This window comes from Pseudomonas sp. PB105, from assembly GCF_009764655.1.
GTDB classification, from domain to species: Bacteria; Pseudomonadota; Gammaproteobacteria; order Pseudomonadales; family Pseudomonadaceae; genus Aquipseudomonas; species Aquipseudomonas cyclaminis.
In genome coordinates this window covers 157139-178769 of record NZ_RWIO01000044.1, presented here as the reverse complement: position 1 = coordinate 178769, position 21631 = coordinate 157139, and the positions used below count along the sequence as shown (strand labels likewise).

18 protein-coding genes are annotated in these 21631 nt (G+C 60.9%); all 18 read right to left on the bottom strand.

Annotated features, from left to right (window positions below; translation table 11 throughout):
* Positions 1-202: 202 nt before the first annotated feature.
* Positions 203-1666: an NADH-quinone oxidoreductase subunit NuoN gene (nuoN, locus tag EJD88_RS12335; RefSeq protein ID WP_099587021.1), complete on the bottom strand. Its 1464-nt coding sequence runs from the start codon at positions 1664-1666 to the stop codon at positions 203-205.
* A gap of 7 nt (positions 1667-1673) precedes the next feature.
* Positions 1674-3206: an NADH-quinone oxidoreductase subunit M gene (gene nuoM / locus EJD88_RS12330; RefSeq protein WP_003232072.1), complete on the bottom strand. Its 1533-nt coding sequence runs from the start codon at positions 3204-3206 to the stop codon at positions 1674-1676.
* A gap of 64 nt (positions 3207-3270) precedes the next feature.
* Positions 3271-5124 (bottom strand): NADH-quinone oxidoreductase subunit L, encoded by a 1854-nt coding sequence (nuoL, locus tag EJD88_RS12325; protein ID WP_158878074.1) that lies wholly within the window; start codon positions 5122-5124, stop codon positions 3271-3273.
* Positions 5121-5429, bottom strand: coding sequence for an NADH-quinone oxidoreductase subunit NuoK (nuoK, locus tag EJD88_RS12320; protein WP_003174727.1), 309 nt, complete (start codon positions 5427-5429; stop codon positions 5121-5123). The genes nuoL and nuoK overlap by 4 nt, the downstream gene beginning before the upstream one ends.
* 2 nt (positions 5430-5431) lie before the next feature.
* Positions 5432-5935: an NADH-quinone oxidoreductase subunit J gene (nuoJ, locus tag EJD88_RS12315; protein WP_003174726.1), complete on the bottom strand. Its 504-nt coding sequence runs from the start codon at positions 5933-5935 to the stop codon at positions 5432-5434.
* Between the two features lie 9 nt (positions 5936-5944).
* The gene (nuoI, locus tag EJD88_RS12310; protein WP_003174725.1) at positions 5945-6493 is read right to left on the bottom strand and encodes an NADH-quinone oxidoreductase subunit NuoI; all 549 of its coding nucleotides are present in this window, start codon (positions 6491-6493) and stop codon (positions 5945-5947) included.
* A gap of 11 nt (positions 6494-6504) precedes the next feature.
* Positions 6505-7512 carry an NADH-quinone oxidoreductase subunit NuoH gene (nuoH, locus tag EJD88_RS12305; RefSeq protein ID WP_017137518.1) on the bottom strand — a complete coding sequence of 336 codons (1008 nt, stop codon included), beginning with the start codon at positions 7510-7512 and terminating at the stop codon, positions 6505-6507.
* Positions 7509-10223, bottom strand: coding sequence for an NADH-quinone oxidoreductase subunit NuoG (gene nuoG / locus EJD88_RS12300; RefSeq protein ID WP_158878073.1), 2715 nt, complete (start codon positions 10221-10223; stop codon positions 7509-7511). Before nuoG ends, nuoH begins: the two co-directional genes overlap by 4 nt.
* Before the next feature lie 135 nt (positions 10224-10358).
* Positions 10359-11714, bottom strand: coding sequence for an NADH-quinone oxidoreductase subunit NuoF (gene nuoF, locus EJD88_RS12295; RefSeq protein WP_003174722.1), 1356 nt, complete (start codon positions 11712-11714; stop codon positions 10359-10361).
* On the bottom strand, positions 11711-12208 hold the full coding sequence (gene nuoE / locus EJD88_RS12290) for an NADH-quinone oxidoreductase subunit NuoE (RefSeq protein ID WP_099587017.1): 498 nt from the start codon (positions 12206-12208) through the stop codon (positions 11711-11713). The genes nuoF and nuoE overlap by 4 nt, the downstream gene beginning before the upstream one ends.
* A 2-nt stretch (positions 12209-12210) precedes the next feature.
* Positions 12211-13995, bottom strand: coding sequence for an NADH-quinone oxidoreductase subunit C/D (gene nuoC / locus EJD88_RS12285; protein WP_099587016.1), 1785 nt, complete (start codon positions 13993-13995; stop codon positions 12211-12213).
* Positions 13996-14066: 71 nt separating this feature from the next.
* Positions 14067-14741 (bottom strand): NADH-quinone oxidoreductase subunit B family protein, encoded by a 675-nt coding sequence (locus EJD88_RS12280; protein ID WP_012724951.1) that lies wholly within the window; start codon positions 14739-14741, stop codon positions 14067-14069.
* Positions 14742-14751: 10 nt separating this feature from the next.
* Positions 14752-15165 carry an NADH-quinone oxidoreductase subunit A gene (locus EJD88_RS12275; RefSeq protein ID WP_015372409.1) on the bottom strand — a complete coding sequence of 138 codons (414 nt, stop codon included), beginning with the start codon at positions 15163-15165 and terminating at the stop codon, positions 14752-14754.
* 576 nt (positions 15166-15741) lie between these two features.
* Positions 15742-17067 (bottom strand): isocitrate lyase, encoded by a 1326-nt coding sequence (gene aceA / locus EJD88_RS12270; RefSeq protein ID WP_010458877.1) that lies wholly within the window; start codon positions 17065-17067, stop codon positions 15742-15744.
* A gap of 486 nt (positions 17068-17553) precedes the next feature.
* The gene (locus EJD88_RS12265) at positions 17554-18291 is read right to left on the bottom strand and encodes a secretin N-terminal domain-containing protein (RefSeq protein ID WP_158878072.1); all 738 of its coding nucleotides are present in this window, start codon (positions 18289-18291) and stop codon (positions 17554-17556) included.
* Between the two features lie 233 nt (positions 18292-18524).
* Positions 18525-18947, bottom strand: a complete 423-nt coding sequence (locus EJD88_RS12260; RefSeq protein ID WP_158878071.1) for a GNAT family N-acetyltransferase — start codon at positions 18945-18947, stop codon at positions 18525-18527.
* The gene (locus EJD88_RS12255; RefSeq protein ID WP_112195900.1) at positions 18940-20106 is read right to left on the bottom strand and encodes a cupin domain-containing protein; all 1167 of its coding nucleotides are present in this window, start codon (positions 20104-20106) and stop codon (positions 18940-18942) included. Before EJD88_RS12255 ends, EJD88_RS12260 begins: the two co-directional genes overlap by 8 nt.
* A gap of 83 nt (positions 20107-20189) precedes the next feature.
* The gene (gene purB / locus EJD88_RS12250) at positions 20190-21560 is read right to left on the bottom strand and encodes an adenylosuccinate lyase (protein WP_099587012.1); all 1371 of its coding nucleotides are present in this window, start codon (positions 21558-21560) and stop codon (positions 20190-20192) included.
* Positions 21561-21631: the final 71 nt, after the last annotated feature.

Below are 21631 nucleotides of genomic sequence, written 5' to 3'. Positions count from 1 at the left end.
CTCGCTATGGGTCAAGTGACCCTGTTGTGGGAGTTTTCCTAAAACGCGACCACCATACGATTGCTTTTTATGGAGGGATGCCAGACGAGGAACTGGATAAGGAAGGAAATTTCTGTGAGTGGAGGAGGGTAAAGAACGCGTTTCCCGGAATGCAAAAACGGCGCCCGAAGGCGCCGTTTTGTTTACTGCATCAGCTATTCGATCAAACACCCAGTACCGCGTGCTGCACCAGGGTGAGCAGCGGTTGTGGGTACACGCCCAGGAAGAACGCGAGCAGGGCGATGGCCAGCAGCATCACGCCGCCTGCCTTCTGTTCCCAATGCAACTCGGCATCCACACGACGCAGGTTGGGCTCGATCAGGTAGAGAGTGACCATCACGCGCAGGTAGTAGAACACGCCGATGGCGCTACCCAGGACCAGGGATGCAACCAACCACCACTCGTGGGCTTCAACACCGGTGGCGACGATGTAGAACTTGCCGATAAAGCCCGCAGTCAGCGGGATCCCGGCCAGGGACAGCATCATCACGGTCAGTACGGCGGTCAGGTACGGACGGCGCCAGAACAGGCCGCGGTATTCGTACAGGGCGTCCGCGTCCCGGCCTTTGTAGGGCGACGACATCAAGGTGATAACGCCGAATGCACCGAGGCTGGTGATCACGTAGGTGACCAGGTACACGCCGATGGCTTCCACGGCCAGGCCTTTGCTCGCCACCAGGGCGATCAGCAGGTAGCCGAAGTGGGCGATGGACGAGTAACCCAGCAGACGCTTGAGGTTGTTCTGGGTCAGGGCCAGCAGGTTACCGAACAGGATCGACGCAATGGCGATCACGGTCAGCACGTTGCTCAGCACGCCGGTGTTGGCGGCAGGCGAGATCTGGAACAGACGCACCATCACCGCAAACACAGCGACCTTGGACGCCGTGGCCAGGAACGCAGCCACCGGCGCCGGGGCGCCTTCGTACACGTCCGGGGTCCACAGGTGGAACGGCACCAGGGAGAGCTTGAACGCCAGGCCGATCAGCATCATCGCCAGGCCCAATTGGGCAATCGGCGCAGGGCTGTTGGTGGCGGCCAGGGCGTGGCCGATCCCGGTGAAGCTCAGGCTACCGGCTTCGGCGTAGAGCAACGCCATACCGAACAACAGGAACGCGGAACCGGCGGCCGACAGCACCATGTACTTGATGCCGGCTTCCAGGGAACGCTTGTTGAAGAAGGCGTAGGCCACCAGACCGTAGGTCGGGATCGACAGCAGTTCCAGGCCGATGAACAGGCCCGCCAGGTGCTGTGCGCTGACCAGCACGATACCGCCGGCCGCAGCCAGCAGGATCAGCAGGTACAGCTCTTCGCGGTTGCCAGGGTAGCCGGTGCCGCCTTCGCCGAGATAGGCGTGGGCGAGGGTGACGCAGGCCAGGGTCGCGACCAGGATCAGCGCGATGTACAGCAGTGCGAAGTCATCGACCATCATCAATGGCGTGACCGCCAGTGGCGCGACCTTGAGGGCCGGGATGATCGACAGCAGGGCCAGGTTCAACCCGGCGCAGGACAGCAGGAACGTTTGCGAATGATTGCGGCGCCAGGCGATTGCCAGCATCACCGCCACAACGGTGAGGCTGGTAATCAGCAGCGGCGCAAGCGCGATAAAGTGTTGGATCGTGAATTCCATAGCGCTCTTACCGGGCCGAAGCGAGTTGAGAGAAGGCGGTGCCGAACCACTGCTGCACGCCATGCATCGTTGCGGCAGAAGTGTCCAGGAACGGTTGCGGGTACACGCCGATGTAGATCAGCAGTACCGCCAGGCCGAGCACCATGATCAGTTCGCGCGCATCCATCCCTTGCAGGACAGTGTCGGACTTGGCCGGGCCGAAGTAGGCGCGGTGGATCATGATCAGCGAGTAGACCGAACCGAATACCAGGCCGGAGGTGGCAATCGCACTGATCCACGGCGTTTGCACGAAGGCACCCATCAGGATCAGGAACTCGCCGATGAAGTTACCGGTACCCGGCAAGCCCAGGGACGCGGCGGCGAAGAACAGGCTGATCGCTGGCAGGTACGCAATGCGCGACCACACGCCACCCATTTCACGCATGTCACGGGTGTGCAGGCGCTCGTACAGCTGACCACTCAGGATAAAGAGTGCAGCGGCCGAAACACCGTGGGCCAGCATCTGGATCACCGCGCCTTGCAGCGCCAGTTGGCTGCCGGAGTAGATGCCGATCAGTACGAAACCCATGTGGGAAACGGACGAGAAGGCAATCAGACGCTTGATGTCGGTTTGCGCGAAGGCCAGGAACGCACCGTAGAATATCCCGATCAGACCCAGGGTCATGGCAATCGGCGCGAATTCGGCCGAGGCATTCGGGAACAACGGCAAGGCGAAACGCAGCAGGCCGTAGGCAGCAGTTTTCAGCAGGATACCGGCCAGGTCCACGGAGCCGGCAGTTGGCGCCTGGGCGTGGGCGTCAGGCAGCCAGGAGTGGAACGGCACCACCGGCAGCTTCACCGCGAACGCGATGAAGAAGCCCAGCATCAGGATGTACTCGGTGGTCAGGGACATCTTGGTTTTCAACAGGTCGGCGTAGTTGAAGGTAATCACGCCCGTGCTGTTGAAGTTGACCAGTACCAGACCCAGGATCGCCACCAACATGATCAGGCCGGAAGCCTGGGTGAAGATGAAGAACTTGGTCGCCGCGTAAATCCGGGTTTTCTTGCCGTCCGAAGAACTGTGACCCCAGAGCGCGATGAGGAAGTACATCGGCACCAGCATCATTTCCCAGAAGAAGAAGAACATGAACAGGTCCAGCGCCAGGAACACGCCGACAACGCCGCCCAGGATCCACATCAGGTTCAGGTGGAAGAAGCCCACGTGACGCTGGATCTCTTTCCAGGAGCAGAGTACCGAGAGGATACCCAGCAGGCCGGTCAGCAGGATCATCAACAGCGACAGGCCGTCGAGGGCCAGGTGCACGTTGATGCCGAAGCGCTGGATCCACACGTGCTTGAATTCAAGCGCGAAAGTTGGATCGACACCCGGTGCCGGAGCAAATGAATAGTCACCGTGGGCCCACAGCCAGAGGCCGAGCGCGAGTTCCAGGGACATGGTCAGCAACGCGATCCAGCGGGGGAGGGTGGCGCCGAAGCGTTCACCCATCCAGCAGAGCAGGCCGCCGATAAAGGGGATCAGGATTAGCCAGGGCAGAATCATGACAGGCTCGTTTCCTTTCGCAGGTTTGCAAAGTTCGCAATGTACGCAATGTGCATGGACATAGTCAGACCGCCACGACAACGATGGCGCCGATCACCAGCACGGCACCGACCGCCATGGACGCGGCGTACCAGCGCAGTTGGCCGGTCTCGCTGCGGCTCAGGGCGGTGTGGCCGGCCTTGGCGGCGCGCGGGATCAGACCGATAGTCTGGTCGAGCGGGTCTTTGCGCAGTACATGGCTGATGGCCAGGTAAGGCTTGACGAACAGTTTGTCGTAGATCCAGTCGAAGCCCCAGGCAGCGAACCACCAGGCCGACAGGAAGCGGCCGATGCCGCTGTTGGCCACGGCGGTCACGAAGCGACGCTTGCCGAGGAACAACAGGGCGGCCAGCAGGATACCCGCGATGGCGATGGCACCCGAGGCGATTTCCAGGCTGTGCTTGGCGGCGCCACCGGCATGGCCGGCGCTTTCCGGCAGTACACCGGCCAATGGCGGCGCGATCAGGGCGCCGATGAAGGTCGACAGCACGATCAGTACCGACAGTGGCAACCAGTGGGAGATGCCGTGGCCTGCGTGCGCTTCGGTCTTGGCTTCACCGTGGAACGTGATGAAGATCAGGCGGAACGTGTACAGCGAGGTCATGAACGCACCCACCAGGCCTGCGTACAGCAGGTTCTGGTTACCGCTGGCAAAGGCTTCCCAGAGGATTTCGTCCTTCGAATAGAAACCGGCGGTCACAAGCGGCAGGGCGGCCAGGGCGGCACCACCGACGATGAAGCTGGCGTAGGCCAACGGCAGTTTCTTCCACAGGCCGCCCATCTTGAAGATGTTCTGCTCGTGGTGGCAGGCCACGATGACCGCACCGGAGGCCAGGAACAGCAGGGCCTTGAAGAAGGCGTGGGTCATCAGGTGGAAGATCGCCGCGTCCCAGGCGCCGACGCCCAGGGCCAGGAACATGTAGCCGATCTGGCTCATGGTCGAGTAGGCGAGGATACGCTTGATGTCGGTCTGCACCAGCGCGGCAAAGCCGGCCAGTACCAGGGTCACGCCGCCGACTACGCCCACCAGGTGCAGGATGTCCGGCGCCAGGGTGAACAGGCCGTGGGTACGGGCGATCAGGTAGACACCGGCGGTTACCATGGTTGCCGCGTGGATCAGTGCGGAAACAGGGGTAGGACCGGCCATCGCATCCGCCAGCCAGGTTTGCAGTGGCAGTTGCGCGGATTTGCCGACAGCGCCGCCCAGCAGCATCAGGGTCGCCAGGGTGATCCAGAAGTCGCCGACCTGGAATTTCTGCGGCGCCAGCACCAGCAGTTCCTGGATGTTCAGCGTGCCCACCTGTTGGAACAGGATGAACAGGCCGATGGCCATGAACACGTCGCCGATCCGGGTAACGATGAATGCCTTGAGTGCCGCGTTACCGTTGTTGCGGTTGCTGTAGTAGAAACCGATCAACAGGTAGGAGCACAGGCCCACGCCTTCCCAGCCGAAGTACAGGAACAACAGGTTATCGCCGAGCACCAGGAACAGCATGCTGGCGATAAACAGGTTGGTGTACGAGAAGAAGCGCGAGTAGCCCGCTTCGCCGCGCATGTACCAGGACGCGAACAGGTGGATCAGGAAGCCGACACCCACCACCACGCCGAGCATGGTGATCGACAGTCCGTCGACGTAGAGGGCGAAATTGGGCTTGAAGCCCTCCACCGACATCCACTGCCAAAGCACCAGGGTGTAATGACCGCCTTCCGGTGGCGCGACGTTGAATTGCCAGATCACGTAGGCGGTCACGATGGCCGACAGGCCAATGGAACCCACGCCGATCAAGGCCGAGAGGTTTTCCGACCAGCGTCCACGGGAGAACGACAGCAGCAGGAAACCGATCAGGGGAAATACGAAAGTCAGAAAGATCATGTTCATCCGCGCATCTCACTGGCAGCGTCGATATCAAGCGTGTGGAAGCGACGATACAGTTGCAGCAGGATCGCGAGGCCAATACTGGCTTCGGCGGCTGCCAGGCTGATCACCAGGATGAACATGACTTGTCCATCCGGCTGGCCCCAACGTGCGCCCGCCACGATAAATGCCAGTGCAGCGGCGTTCATCATGATTTCCAGGCTCATCAACACGAACAGAATGTTACGGCGAACCATCAGGCCGACCAGGCCAAGGCAGAACAGGATGCCGGCGACCGCCAGACCATGCTCCAAAGGGATAGCAGGCATCGTCATTGCTCCTTGGCTTCGTTGCGGCCCAAGTGGAAGGCGGTGATGGCTGCCGCGAGCAGCAGCATCGAAGCCAGTTCGACCACCAGCAGGTACGGGCCGAACAGGCTGATGCCCACGGCTTTCGCGTCTACGGTGGTGTGGCCGATGGCCTGGCCGCTCTGGTGCGCGAACAGCACATACAGCAGTTCACCCAGCAGCAGGGCTGCGAGGACAACCGGGCCGAGCCAGATGCCGGGCTTGAGCCAGACACGTTCCTGGGCGACCGAAGCCGGCCCCAGGTTGAGCATCATCACCACAAACACGAACAGCACCATGATGGCGCCGGCGTAGGCGATCACTTCCAGGACACCGGCGAACGGTGCGCCGAGGCTGAAGAAGGTCATGGCCACGGCGATCAGCGAAATGATCAGGTAGAGCAGGGCGTGCACGGGGTTGGTGTTGGTGATCACGCGAAGCGTGGACACCACTGCAATACCCGACGCGAAATAGAAAGCGAATTCCATCTTTCTTCCTTAAGGCAGCAAGCTCTTCACGTTGATCGGCTCGGCTTCGTTTTGTGCGGCGCCTTTCGGCTTCCCGGCAACGGCCATACCTGCAACACGATAGAAGTTGTAATCAGGGTTTTTACCGGGACCAGAGATCAGCAGATCTTCTTTCTCGTACACCAGGTCCTGACGTTTGAACTCGGCCATCTCGAAATCCGGGGTCAGCTGGATCGCGGTGGTCGGGCAAGCTTCCTCGCAGAGGCCGCAGAAAATGCAGCGCGAGAAGTTGATGCGGAAGAAGTCCGGGTACCAGCGACCGTCTTCGGTTTCAGCTTTCTGCAGGGAGATGCAACCCACCGGGCACGCCACGGCGCACAGGTTGCAGGCTACGCAACGCTCTTCGCCGTCGGGGTCGCGGGTCAGTACGATGCGGCCGCGATAGCGCGGCGGCAGGTACACCGCTTCTTCGGGGTATTGCAGGGTGTCGCGTTTGCGAAAGCCGTGACCGAACACCATCACCAGGCTTCGCAACTGGGTACCGGTACCCTTAACGATGTCGCCAATATATTTGAACATGGGTCAAATCCTCACTGAACCGCGCCGGCGGGCGTGTTCAACAACACGACGGCAGCCGTCACCAGCAAATTGATCAGGGTCAGCGGCAGGCAGAATCTCCAGCTGAAATCCATCACCTGGTCATAGCGCGGGCGCGGAATCGAGGCGCGCAGCAGGATGAACAGCATGATGAAGAACGCGGTCTTCAGGAAGAACCAGAAGAAGGCCAACTGCGGCAGGATGCCAAACGGACCGTGCCAGCCGCCGAAGAACAGCGTGACCAGCAGGGCCGAGATCAAGATGATGCCGATGTACTCACCAACGAAGAACATGCCCCATTTCATACCGGCATATTCAATGTGGTAACCGTCGGCCAGTTCCTGTTCCGCTTCCGGCTGGTCGAACGGGTGACGGTGAGTCACGGCCACGCCAGCGATGAAGAAGGTGCAGAAGCCGAAGAACTGCGGAATGATGAACCACAGGTTCTGCGCCTGGTACTCGACGATGTCGCGCATGTTGAACGAGCCAACCTGCACCACGATGCCCATCAGTGCCAACCCCATGAACACTTCATAGGATACGGTTTGCGCCGAAGCACGCAAGCTGCCCAGCAGGGCGAACTTGTTGTTGCTCGACCAACCGGCGAACAGCACCGCGTAGACCGACAGGCCGGCCATGGCGAAGAAGAACAGCAAGCCGATGTTCAGGTCCGCCACGCCCCAGGTCGGGGTGATCGGGATGATCGCGAAGGCGATCAGCAAGGCGCTCATGGCCACGACCGGTGCCAGGGTGAAGATCACCTTGTCGGCAAACGGCGGGGTCCAGTCTTCCTTGAAGAACATTTTCAGCATGTCGGCGGCAATCTGGAACATGCCGAATGGGCCAACGCGGTTCGGACCGTAACGGTCCTGCCACCAGCCCAGCAGGCGACGTTCGACGAAGCTGAGCAGGGCGCCCGCCACGACCACGGCCAACAGGATCACGATGGCCTTGACCACCGAAATGATCACGTCAATTACTTCCGGCGTGAACCAAGTCATTGCGCTGCCTCCTGCAGACCGTCAACGGTTTTGCCGAAGATCGCAGGCGGAATGCCGGCGAGGCCTTTAGGCAGTGCAACCAGGCCAGCCCCCAACTCCTCATTGATGCGCAGCGGCAGACGCAGGGTCTGGCCGGCCACGGTCACGCTGAGCAGGGCGCCGTCGTTGACGCCGAGGCGGTCGGCTTCGGACTTGGCCACCGAGACGTAGGCTTGCGGGATGCGGCTTTGCACCGGCGCGGCCTTGGAAGAGTTCTCTTCGCTGCCGAACAGGTGGAAGAACGGCACAACCTGCCAGGTGCCCTGGGCCGGGTTGAACGGACGCGGTACGCCAGCGAACCAATTCAGCGAATCACCGGTGCTTTCGATCAGGCGGGTGCCCGGGTCGCCAGCGCGGATGTGACCACCGACTTCGTCCTGGAACTTGTTCCAGGCTTGCGGCGAGTTCCAGCCCGGCGACCAGGCGAACGGCACCTGTTGACGGGGCTCGACCGAACCCGAGTAACCTTCCATGGAGAAGGCGAACGCGGTGTCGTTGTCTTGCGGCGTACGCGGTTCGTGCACGCTGATGTCGGCGCGCATGGCGGTACGACCGGAATAACGCAGCGGTTCACGAGCGAGTTTCATGCCCTTGATGCGGAACGCGGCGGACGGCGCAGCGTCGACAATCCGTGCCAACTGCGGTGCGCTGGAAGCGACGGCGGCGGTCACGTGGTCGAGCTGGGTCCAGTCGATCGGCTGGTTCAGCAGGGTCGCGCGAAGGGCATGCAGCCAGCGCCAGCCTTCGTGAACCAGGATGCTGGCGTCCATGTATTTCGGATCGAACACCTGGAAGAAGCGCTGGGCACGGCCTTCCTGGCTGACCAGGGTGCCGTCGCCTTCGGCGAAGCTCGCCGCTGGCAGTACCAACTGAGCGCGGTCGCTGGTGGCGGTCTTCTGGTGGTCGGCCACGATCAGCACTTTGGCGGCGTTCAGCGCAGCGTCAACCTTGGCGGCATCGGTGCGGGTATACAGGTCGTTTTCCAGCACCACGATCGCATCGGCAGTGCCGTCGATCACGGCTTGCAGGCCGGCGTCCAGGGACTCACCACCGAGCATGGCCAGGCCGAGGCTGTTGGCTTCCGGCACCACCAGGCTGATGGAACCGTTCTTGTCGCGCAGCTTCAAGGCCTTGGCGATGTTGGCAGCGGCTTCGATCAGCGCCTTGGAACCCAACGAGGTGCCGGCAATGATCAACGGGCGCTTGGCGGCGAGCAGGGCGTCGGCGATGCGCTGGGCCAGTTCAACGGCTTCAGCGTCCAGTCCTTCGACGGCAGGCGCGCTGGCGTCGAGGGCGTGGGCGACGGCGAAGCCGATACGGGCCAGGTCGTCGGGCGCTGCGTGGACGCATTCTTCGGCGATGTCGTCGAGCTTGGTTTCAGCGATGCTGGCGATAAACAGCGGGTTCAGCGCGTGCTGGCCGATGTTTTTCACGGCGGCGTCGAGCCACGGCTGTACGCGCATGGCGTCGGCCATCTCTTCGGCCTTGCCCTTGACCGACTGACGCAGGGACAGGGCCACGCGGGCGGCGGTCTGGGTCAGGTCTTCACCGAGCACGAAGATCGCATCGTGGTCTTCGATGTCACGCATGTTTGGCACAGGCAGCGGGCTGTCGTTCAGCACTTGCAGGACCAGGCGGATGCGTTCCAGCTCACCGGCTTCGATGCCGCTGTAGAAGTGCTCGGCACCCACCAGTTCGCGCAACGCGTAGTTGCTTTCGAGGCTGGCGCGGGGCGAACCGATACCGACGATATTGCGGCCGCGCAGCAGGTCGGCGGCTTTATCCAGCGCCTCGTCCAGGCTCAGCTTGGCGCCATCGGCCAGCAGCGGTTGGCGCGGGCGATCCTTGCGGTTGACGTAGCCATAGCCGAAACGGCCACGGTCGCACAGGAAGTACTGGTTGACCGAACCGTTGAAGCGGTTTTCGATGCGACGCAGTTCACCGTAACGCTCGCCGGGCGAGATGTTGCAACCGCTGGAGCAGCCATGGCAGATGCTCGGCGCGAATTGCATGTCCCACTTGCGGTTGTAGCGCTCGGAGTGGGTCTTGTCGGTGAACACACCGGTCGGGCAGACCTCGGTGAGGTTGCCGGAGAACTCGCTTTCGAGCACGCCGTCTTCAACGCGACCGAAGTACACGTTGTCGTGGGCGCCGAAGACGCCCAGGTCGGTGCCGCCTGCGTAGTCTTTATAGAAACGCACGCAGCGGTAGCAGGCGATGCAGCGGTTCATTTCGTGGGAAATGAACGGGCCGAGGTCCTGGTTCTGGTGGGTACGCTTGGTGAAGCGATAACGGCGCTCGTTGTGGCCGGTCATCACCGTCATGTCTTGCAGGTGGCAGTGACCGCCTTCCTCACAGACTGGGCAGTCGTGGGGGTGGTTGGTCATCAGCCACTCGACGACACTGGCGCGGAACGCCTTGGATTCTTCATCTTCGATGGAGATCCAGGTGTTGTCGGTGGCTGGGGTCATGCAGGACATGACGATGCGACCACGGGTGTCGTTCTCGTCGGTGTATTGCTTGACCGCACACTGGCGACAGGCACCGACGCTACCAAGCGCGGGGTGCCAGCAGAAATACGGGATGTCGAGGCCTAGTGAGAGACATGCCTGTAACAGGTTGTCTGCCCCATCGACTTCGAGCGCTTTGCCGTCTACGTGGATAGTGGCCATGGTTCAAAGTTCTTCGTTGGCCCGTTGTCAGCGGGCGTGGCTAATGGAATCTTGTTATTCATATGCATCTACACAGCCTTCAAGGCGTCAGCACATGAGAAGGCGAAGGGCACGGACCCTTCGCCTTTTAAAGCGTTACGCGCCGACTACGATCGGCCTTGCCAGAGGTGGGACGGCGGCGCTGGTAGGCGCGATGCCGGCTTCGAACTCCGAGCGGAAGTACTTGATTGCGCTGCCCAATGGCTCCACGGCGCCCGGTGCGTGAGCACAGAAGGTCTTGCCTGGGCCGAGGAAACCGACCAGGCCCAGCAGGGTTTCGATGTCACCCTCGCGGCCTTCGCCATTTTCCAACGCCATCAGCAATTTCACGCTCCACGGCAGACCGTCGCGGCACGGGGTGCAGAAGCCGCAGGATTCACGGGCAAAGAACTGCTCCATGTTGCGCAGCAGCGAGACCATGTTCACGGTGTTGTCCACCGCCATCGCCAGGCCAGTACCCATCCGGGTGCCGACCTTGCCGATGCCGCCGGCATACATCTGTGCGTCGAGGTGCTCAGGGAGCAGGAAACCGGTACCGGCGCCGCCTGGCTGCCAGGCTTTCAGGGTATAGCCGTCGCGCATGCCGCCGGCGTAGTCCTCGAACAGCTCGCGTGCGGTCACGCCGAACGGCAGCTCCCACAGGCCAGGGTTCTTGACCTTGCCAGAGAAGCCCATGAGCTTGGTGCCCATGTCTTCGCTGCCTTCACGGGCCAACGATTTGTACCAGTCCACGCCGTCGGCGATGATCGCCGGCACGTTGCACAGGGTCTCGACGTTGTTCACGCAGGTCGGCTTGCCCCACACGCCCACGGCGGCAGGGAAGGGCGGCTTGGAGCGCGGGTTGGCGCGGCGGCCTTCGAGGGAGTTGATCAGCGCGGTCTCTTCACCGCAGATATAACGTCCGGCGCCGGTGTGCACGAACAGTTCGAAGTCAAAACCGGAACCGAGGATGTTCTTGCCCAACAGGCCGGCAGCCTTGGCTTCTTCCACGGCACGGTTGAGGTGCTTGGCGGCGGTGGTGTATTCGCCACGCAGGAAGATATAGCCCCGGTAAGTCTTGAGTGCACGGGCGCTGATCAGCATGCCTTCGATCAGCAGGTGGGGCAGTTGCTCCATCAGCATGCGGTCTTTCCAGGTGTTCGGCTCCATTTCATCCGCGTTGCACAGCAGGTAGCGGATGTTGATGGATTCGTCCTTGGGCATCAGGCCCCACTTCACGCCCGTGGGGAAGCCTGCACCGCCGCGGCCCTTGAGGCCGGCGTCTTTCACGGTCTGGACGATGTCGTCCTGGGCCATGTCGGCGAAGGCTTTGCGCGCGGCGGCGTAACCGTTCTTGGCTTGGTACTCGTCGAGCCAGACGGGCTCGGCGTCGTCACGCAGGCGCCAGGTCAGCGGATGGGTCTCGGGCGAACGCTTGATCAGGTTGGCCGGGCCGAAAGATGTAAGGGTCATGGGTAGCCCTCCAGCAATTGGGTCACGCCGGATGCTTGCACGTCACCGAATGTGTCGTCGTCGATCATCAACGCCGGCGCCTTGTCGCAGTTGCCCAGGCAGCACACCGGCAGCAGCGTGAAGCGGCCGTCGGCGGTGGTCTGGCCGAGGCCGATGCCCAGCTTGCCCTGGATCGCGTCGACCACCGATTCGTGGCCGCCGATGTAGCACACCATGCTGTCGCATACGCGAATGATGTGGCGGCCCACCGGCTGACGGAAGATCTGGCTGTAGAACGTTGCCACCCCTTCAACGTCGCTGGCGGGGATGCCGAGGATCTCGCCGATGGCGTAGAGGGCGCCGTCCGGCACCCAGCCACGTTCCTTCTGAACGATCTTCAAGGCTTCGATCGACGCCGCGCGCGGGTCTTCGTAGTGATGCAGCTCGTGCTCGATGGCCGAGCGCTCGGTTTCACTCAAGGTGAAACGGTCTGTCTGGATAAGCGTGCTATTCATGCTTAGCGGTCCACGTCGGCCATAACGAAATCGATACTACCCAGGTACGCAATCAAGTCCGCGACCATCTCGCCTTTGATCACCGAAGGGATCTGCTGCAAGTGCGGGAAGCTTGGCGTACGAATCCGGGTGCGGTAGCTCATGGTGCCGCCATCGCTCGTCAGGTAATAACTGTTGATACCCTTGGTCGCTTCGATCATCTGGAAGGATTCGTTGGCCGGCATCACCGGGCCCCACGAAACCTGCAGGAAGTGCGTGATCAGGGTTTCGATGTGTTGCAGCGTGCGCTCTTTCGGCGGCGGCGTGGTCAGCGGGTGATCCGCCTTGTACGGGCCGGCCGGCATGTTGCGCATGCACTGCTCGATGATCTTCAGGCTCTGGCGCATTTCTTCGACGCGCACGATGCAACGGTCGTAGGCATCGCCATTGGCCGCCAGCGGGACTTCGAACTCGAAGTTCTCGTAGCCCGAGTACGGGCGGGCTTTACGCAGGTCGAAATCGCAGCCGGTCGAGCGCAGGCCCGCACCGGTGACGCCCCATTCCAGGGCCTCTTTGGTGTTGTAGGCGGCGACGCCGATGGTACGGCCCTTGAGGATGCTGTTGTCGAGCGCGGCTTTCTGGTACTCGTCCAGACGCTTGGGCATCCAGTCGATGAATTCCTTGACCAGGCGCTCCCAGCCGTTCGGCAGGTCATGCGCAACACCGCCGATGCGGTACCAGGCCGGGTGCAGGCGGAAACCGGTGATGGCTTCGATGACCTTGTAGGCGCGCTGACGGTCGGTGAAGGTGAAGAACACCGGGGTCATGGCGCCGACGTCCTGGATATAGGTACCCAGGAACAGCAGGTGGCTGGTGATCCGGAAGAACTCGGCCATCATGATGCGGATGGTGTCGACGCGGTCTGGCACTTTGATGCCGGCGAGCTTCTCGACCGAGAGCACGTACGGCAGGTTGTTCATCACGCCGCCGAGGTAGTCGATACGGTCGGTGTACGGGATGAAACTGTGCCACGACTGGCGCTCGGCCATCTTCTCGGCACCACGGTGGTGGTAGCCGATGTCCGGTACACAGTCGACGATTTCTTCGCCGTCCAGTTGCAGGATGATACGGAAGGCACCGTGAGCCGAAGGGTGGTTCGGGCCCAGGTTGAGGAACATGTAGTCCTCGTTGGTGCCGGAGCGCTTCATGCCCCAGTCTTCCGGACGGAAGCGCGCCGCTTCTTCTTCAAGCTGTTGCTTGGCGAGGTTGAGGCTGAACGGGTCGAATTCGGTGGCGCGGGCAGGGAAGTCCTTGCGCAGCGGGTGACCTTCCCAGGTCGGCGGCATCATGATGCGCGTCAGGTGCGGGTGACCCGGGAAGTCGATACCGAACATGTCCCAGACTTCACGCTCGTACCAGCTGGCGTTCGGCCAGATGCCGGTCACGGTCGGGACGCTCAGGTCGCTCTCGGAGAGGGCAACCTTGATCATCACGTCGCTGTTACGTTCCAGCGACATCAGGTGGTAGAACACGGTGAAATCGGCACCGCTCGGCAGCCCTTGACGCTTGGTGCGCAGACGCTCGTCCACGCCATGCAGGTCATAGAGCATGACGTACGGCTTGGGCAGGTTACGCAGGAAGGTCAGGACTTCGACGAGCTTGGCGCGCGCCACCCACAGCACCGGCATACCGGTGCGTGTGGCCTGGGCGGTGAAGGCGTCAGGGCCAAAACGGTTATTGAGTTCGACGACCACATCCTGGTCGTCTGCCTTATAAGGCGGGATATACAGAGCACTGCCTGTAGTCATGGTTTTTTATCGCTTTCGGTCAACGTAAAGAATGAGGCCAGGTTTTCGTTCTATAAAAGAAGCGGGCTGGGTCAGACTTCGTCGGGGCTGCGCAGGTTGGTGACTGCGATTCGCTGTTCGCGGCGCTGTTCCTTTTGCGAAGGCATCTCGGCGCGGTATACGCCTTGATCGCCGACGACCCAGGAAAGCGGGCGACGCTCCTTGCCAATCGATTCCTGCAACAGCATCAAGCCTTGCAGGAATGCTTCAGGGCGAGGCGGGCAGCCAGGCACGTAGACGTCCACGGGCAGGAACTTGTCCACCCCCTGAACCACGGAGTAGATGTCGTACATGCCACCGGAGTTGGCGCACGAACCCATGGAGATAACCCACTTAGGTTCGAGCATTTGCTCGTAGAGACGCTGAATGATCGGCGCCATCTTGATGAAGCAGGTTCCGGCAATAACCATGAAATCCGCCTGGCGCGGTGATGCCCGGATAACTTCGGCGCCAAAGCGTGCGATGTCGTGGGGCGCCGTGAAGGCGGTGGTCATTTCCACGTAGCAGCACGAAAGGCCGAAGTTGTACGGCCACAGGGAGTTTTTACGTCCCCAGTTGACCGCGCCACTCAGCACGTCTTCCAGCTTGCCCATGTAGATGTTTTTGTGGACTTGGTCTTCTAACGGATCGGAGACGGTTTCCCGTTCGCCGATGGGGTACTGATCGTTAGGAGCATCCGGGTCGATCCTGGTGAGATTGTATTGCATCGCCAAAGCCTCATTGTTTCAGCTTCGCTTGCCGCTTACGACGAGCTTCCGGAGCCCAATCAAGGGCGCCCACTCGAAATAGGTAGACAAGGCCTGCCAACAGAATTGCTATGAAAACGAGAGCTTCGACGAATCCGGTCCAGCCGCTTTCGCGGACGGACACAGACCAGGCAAAGAGAAAAAGGGCTTCGATATCGAAGATCACGAACAGCATCGCGACCAGATAGAATTTGGCTGAGAGCCGCAGGCGGGCGCCACCTGTAGGTAGCATGCCCGACTCGAACGGTTCGTTTTTGCTGCGGCCCCAGGCTTTTGACCCGAGGAGGCTGGAGACGCCGAGCATGAAGGCGCAAAGGCCTACAACACCGAGGAGGAAAATGGCAAAGCCCCAGTTGTGGGCTATGAGTCCTGTCGCTTCGGTCATGCTGGAAATCCTTAACAGAGAGCAAAGGTCTCTGAGCTCGAAAAAGTAATGATGCAGTGACGATATGTCGCAGCGCAGTCAATCGCGGTGATTTTATGGCTAAACACCGGGCAAGTAAAATTCCTATGGCGAAATTATTCGATGGAATAAGGACATAGTGCACCTTTGTGGGGCTGTGGCCCTTGCGGGGCGGGCATTAGCGGGCATTTGTAGAATTAAGTTTTGTTTGTTGGGTAACGAAGTTTTTATCGTCCAAATGATAATGAATATTGTTTGCGTGAGGTTTAAGCGAATGTTTCTCGTGTGGCGGGGGAAGTTGGTGTTACTTGCTTGATTGCCGCTTAGTTGCGGGTGTGCATCTTTTAACCGCTTTTGCGGATTTGCATACCGCTCTGGATCAATGTTTTGCGCAAAATCTTCAGGCAGACCACATTGCCCCCTCCCACATTTTGAGTTTTGTCGTGTCAGACGGTTTTTCCGTAGGCAAAAAAAAGCCCCGAACCAGTCGGGGCGTGATTGCTGTGCGGCACTGCGGTTAGGTCTTCCTTGGGGCCGCCGTGGCCGTGTACGCGGTGCTTAGTGGAACTGCTCTTCTTCGGTCGAGCCGGTCAGCGCGGTCACGGACGAGGTGCCGCCCTGGATCACGGTGGTCATGTCGTCGAAGTAGCCGGTGCCGACTTCCTGCTGGTGCGCCACAAAGGTATAGCCCTTGGAGGCGTCAGCAAATTCCTGCTCCTGCAGTTTCACGTAGGCGGTCATGTCGTTGCGGGCGTAGTCGTGCGCCAGGTTGAACATGCTGTGCCACATGTTGTGAATGCCAGCCAGGGTGATGAACTGGTGCTTGTAGCCCATGGCGGACAGTTCGCGCTGGAACTTGGCGATGGTCGCGTCGTCCAGGTTCTTCTTCCAGTTGAAGGAAGGCGAGCAGTTGTAGGACAGCAGTTGGTCCGGGTATTCCTTTTTGATCGCTTCGGCAAAGCGACGGGCTTCGTCCAGGTCCGGCTTGGCGGTTTCGCACCAGATCAGGTCGGCATACGGCGCATAGGCCAGGCCGCGGGCGATGGCTTGGTCGAGGCCGGCGCGTACTTTATAGAAGCCTTCCTGGGTGCGCTCGCCGGTCACGAACGGCTGATCGTACGGGTCGCAGTCCGAGGTCAGCAAGTCAGCGGCGTTGGCGTCGGTACGGGCCAGGATGATGGTCGGCGTGCCGGCAACGTCAGCGGCCAAACGGGCAGCGGTCAGCTTCTGTACGGCTTCCTGGGTCGGAACCAGTACCTTGCCGCCCATGTGGCCACATTTCTTCACAGAGGCCAGTTGGTCTTCGAAGTGAACACCAGCGGCGCCGGCTTCGATCATGCTCTTCATCAGCTCGTAAGCGTTCAGTACGCCGCCGAAACCGGCTTCGGCGTCAGCCACGATTGGCGCGAAGTAGTCGATGTAGCCTTCGTCGCCCGGACCTTTGCCGGCTTTCCACTGGATCTGGTCGGCACGACGGAACGAGTTGTTGATGCGCTTGACCACGGTCGGTACGGAGTCAACTGGATACAGCGATTGGTCGGGGTACATGGATTCAGCGGAGTTGTTGTCCGCTGCCACTTGCCAGCCGGACAGGTAGATCGCCTGGATGCCGGCTTTTACCTGTTGGACTGCCTGGCCGCCAGTAAGGGCGCCCATGCAGTTGACGAAATCTTTGTCGGGACGGAAGGAAGGCTTGGCACCTTGGGTGACCAGGTTCCACAGCTTCTCGGCGCCGAGTTTTGCAAAGGTGTGCTCAGGTTGAACCGAGCCACGCAGGCGGACGACGTCAGCAGCGGAATAAGCGCGGGTCACGCCTTTCCAGCGTGGGTTTTCAGCCCAATCTTTTTCAAGGGCTGCAATTTGCTGTTCGCGTGTCAGTGCCATGGGGAAAAACCTCGTCGCATAGGTCTAGGTGGAAAGATCCATTTGCCAGCCGCGCAATCGTTGCGGGGTATGGCTGCTCGCTGACCAGAAGCATAGGCGGTCAAGTCAGGTCTGACGGGGCAGGCGACGGGATGAACGATGATCGAGAGGGGGGCAGGTAAAGGCTGGCCGAGAACAGTCTTCGGGCGTCGTGGGCCCTTGGGCATTCTGCAGCGTGTTGCCGGGTTACCTGGTTAGCTTCCGTCCCTCGGGACAACTTCGTTCCAGTCGCAACCTCGTCAAACACGCCTTGTGGGCGGTACAGACACGAATCGGCTCAGGTGGGTAACTTGGAGCGACGATCCGAAGGCCCTTGCCAGGGCCCCTGATTAGCGGGAGCGAGGCCATCATGCCCATGCTTTTTTGGATCGTCAAATGTTTTGTAGTGCGTTTTTCAGAGCACTACATCTTTAGTCTTATACGACTCATCAGTCAGTTTTTGGTGCTTCAGTTCAGGGTGTCGACCTTGACCAGCAAAGTCAGGTCATCGCGGCCCTGAGTAGAGTAGCTGCGGGTTGTAGAGGAATTGCCTGCCTGGGTCTGGCGGTTGATCCCCGCCAGGGGAATCCACTCACCCAGCCGGCCACTGATGGTTGTGTCGGTGCTTTGCACGTTCACTACATCGGGACGTTCCTGGCTCATGCGGTCACGGTTGGTACTGATCGCCAGGTGAACGGTCTCGCCGGTGACGCTGGCGGTCACATAGAAGCCCTGGGTCACGTTGCGGTATTGGGTCTGGTTTTGCGGGCGGCCATAAGCATCAGGTTGTGTGGTGGTCAGTGGCACGCTTTGGCCAACCTGAATCAGAGCGGGCACGCCTTCGCTGGCCTGGATCTGCTGGATGCCACCATCACGGCTGGCGGTGCCATAGCTGATGATGCGGGTCTGGTTGCTAGCGGTGTTTTGCTGGTTGCTTTCGTTGGTGTCCACAGTAATCAGCAGGCGTTTGGCAGGCGTGTCGAGCTGGGCGAGCAGGGCGCGCAGAGCTTCGATCTTGCCGGGGGCGGCGTTGACAATAAGCTGGTTGCCGTAGGCGCTGACAGTGCCGTCCTTGCCGATGAAGTTCTGCGCCACCGGCAGCAGGTCGGCGCTGGTGCGGTTGCTCAGGTTGACGACTTCGGTGTCGGCCATGGCTGAGACGCTGGCGGTCAGGAGGAGGGCGGTGAGCAGGGTGCGTAGGGACATGTCCGTTATCTCTGCGAGGCGTTTAGGCTTGGATAGTGCCAGTTTGTCGGCCTGGCGGGGCGCAAGTTGAATCGTAGACGGCAAAATGCCCTGGCATGGCAGGGCATCTTGGGGTGTTGCTGAGATAGTCATCGGGGGCAAGCCCCTCCCACATTTTGACCGAGTACTTCCTTGGGAATGCGGTCAAGTGTGGGAGGGGGCTTGCCCCCCGATGGCGGCGACTCGATTATGGATCAGCCCCCGCGCACCATATCGACATGCGGAATCCCGACTTCGAGGAATTCATCGCTGACGATCTTGAAGCCAAGCCGCTCATAGAACGGCGCTGCGTACACCTGGGCACTCAGGAATTGCTTGGTCTGCCCGCGTTGCTCGGCCACGCCGATCACCGCTTCCATCAGCTTGTCGCCGACCTTCAGCCCGCGCCAATCCTTGAGCACCGACACACGCCCAATTTCGCCACTGGGCAGCAGGCGAGCGGTGCCAATCGGAAAGTCGCCTTCAAACGCCAGGAAATGCACCGCATCAGCGTCGTCCGCGTCCCACTCCAGCTCGGGCGGAACCGATTGTTCAGCGATAAATACCGCTTCACGAATGCGCCGAATCTCAGCGATATCCTTATGCCAGTCCGCGACACTTACGTGAATCTTATTCATCGGCAAATCCCAGGCTGCCCTGCTTGACCAGTTCGCACAGCAGGTCGCGACCGTCTTCGTCGGCGAGCCACTCGCCCAGGTTTTCGCTGTGCAGCGCATCGGCGGAGCACACCAGTTTCAGCAGCTCGCGCAGTTTGCCGGGCAGGTAACGGCTCTGGCCGCTGGCGAATAGCAGCACGTCATCGTCCACTTCGGACCACGCCATGCGTGCGCTTGGGTTGCGTACCAGGATGGCGCCGTCTTGCAGGGTGCTGATGAAGTCGTCTTCACCCAGCTCTTCGCCTGCAACCAGTTCCGGGTAGCGCGGTTCGGTCATGAACTGGCCGAACCAGGTCAGCAGCATGCGCTCGTCACTCATGTGCTCGGCCAGCAGGCTCTTGAGGCGGTCGAGGGCGTCGCTCTGGATCTGATGCGGGTCGCTGACCGGCTGGGCGTCTGCGTCGGTGTAGCGCTCTTCGTCGGTCAGGTACTGGGCGAGGAAGTCGGTGAAGTGGGTCAGCACTTCAGCGGCGCTCGGAGCACGGAAGCCGACCGAGTAGGTCATGCAGTCATCTTCGGCGATGCCGAAGTGCGCCAGGCGAGGCGGCAGGTAGAGCATGTCGCCCGGTTCCAGCACCCATTCGGCGGTTTCTTCGAATTCAGCGAGGATACGCAGGTCGGCGTGTTGCAGCAGCGGGCTTTCGGAGCTGCACATCTGGCCGATCTTCCAGTTGCGCTTGCCCTGGGCTTGCAGCAGGAACACGTCGTAGTTGTCGAAGTGCGGACCAACGCTGCCGCCCGGTGCGGCGAAGCTGATCATCACGTCGTCGATGCGCCAGCTCGGCAGGAAGCGGAACTGCTCCAGCAGCTCGGCCACTTCAGGCACGAACTGGTCGACCGCCTGCACCAGCAGGGTCCACTCGCGCTCAGGCAGGCTGGCGAAGGCGTCTTCGGCGAACGGGCCGCGACGCAGTTCCCATGGGCGCTCGCCGTGTTCGATCACCAGGCGCGATTCGACTTCTTCTTCCAGGGCCAGGCCGGCGAGTTCGTCGGCGTCGATCGGGCTTTCGAAATCAGGGATGGCCTGGCGGATCAACAGCGGTTTTTTCTGCCAGTAATCGCGCAGGAATTCACGTGCCGTGATGCCGCCCAGAAGTTGAAGAGGGATGTCAGGATTCATGTGTAACCTATTGAAAAAAAGCACTTTTAAGGCGGGAATAAAAACGCCCGGCGCGGCCGGGCGTCTCAAGGGTCTTGCGATGATCAGATGCGCTTGGCTTGCTCTACAGCGTTGCCGATGTAGTTGGCCGGGGTGAGCAGTTTCAGCTCGGCCTTGGCGGCGGCTGGCATGTCCAGGCCGTCGATGAAAGTTTGCAGTGCGTCGGAGGTGATGCCCTTGCCGCGGGTCAACTCTTTCAGCTTCTCGTACGGGTTTTCGATGTTGTAACGACGCATCACGGTCTGGATCGGCTCGGCCAGGACTTCCCAGCAGGCGTCCAGGTCAGCGGCGATTTTCTGCGCGTTGAGCTCCAGCTTGCTGATGCCTTTGAGGCTGGCTTCGTATGCGATCACGCTGTGAGCAAAGCCCACGCCGAGGTTGCGCAGTACGGTGGAGTCGGTCAGGTCGCGCTGCCAGCGGGAGATCGGCAACTTGCTGGCCAGGTGCTGGAACAGGGCGTTGGCGATGCCGAGGTTGCCTTCGGAGTTTTCGAAGTCGATCGGGTTGACCTTGTGCGGCATGGTCGATGAACCGATTTCACCGGCGATGGTGCGCTGCTTGAAGTAGCCCAGGGAAATGTAGCCCCAGATATCGCGATCGAAGTCGATCAGGATGGTGTTGAAGCGCGCAATCGCGTCGAACAGCTCGGCGATGTAGTCGTGCGGTTCGATCTGTGTGGTGTACGGGTTGAAGCCCAGGCCCAGCTCGTCTTCGATGAAGGCGCGGGCGTTGGCTTCCCAGTCGATCTCAGGGTAGGCCGACAGGTGGGCGTTGTAGTTGCCCACGGCGCCGTTGATCTTGCCCAGCAGCGGTACGGCGGCTACTTGAGCGATCTGGCGCTCCAGACGATACACCACGTTGGCCAGTTCTTTGCCCAAGGTGGTCGGCGATGCCGGTTGACCGTGGGTGCGCGACAGCATCGGCACGTCGGCGAAACGGATAGCCAGTTCGCGGATGGCTTCGGCGGTCTGGCGCATCAGCGGCAGCATCACGTCATCGCGGCCTTCACGCAGCATCAGAGCGTGGGACAGGTTGTTGATGTCCTCGCTGGTGCAGGCAAAGTGGATGAACTCGCTGACCTGGGCCAGTTCCGGCAGCTTCGCCGCCTGCTCTTTGAGCAGGTATTCGATGGCTTTTACGTCGTGGTTGGTGGTGCGCTCGATCTCTTTCACACGCTCGGCGTGCTCCAGGGAGAAGTTTTCCGCCAGGGTGTTGAGTACAGCGTTGGCCTCGGCGGAAAACGCCGGCACTTCGCTGATGGCGGGGTGAGCGGCCAGGCGCTGGAGCCAGCGCACTTCAACCAGTACACGAGCACGGATCAGGCCGTATTCGCTGAAAATAGGGCGCAGGGCCTGGGTTTTGCCGGCGTAGCGGCCGTCAACAGGGGAAACCGCAGTGAGCGAAGAGAGCTGCATGGGGTGTTCTCGGACAGTCGGGCAACGAAATGGGGCGCGTATCATACATGAAAAAATCCGCCGGTCCGTCG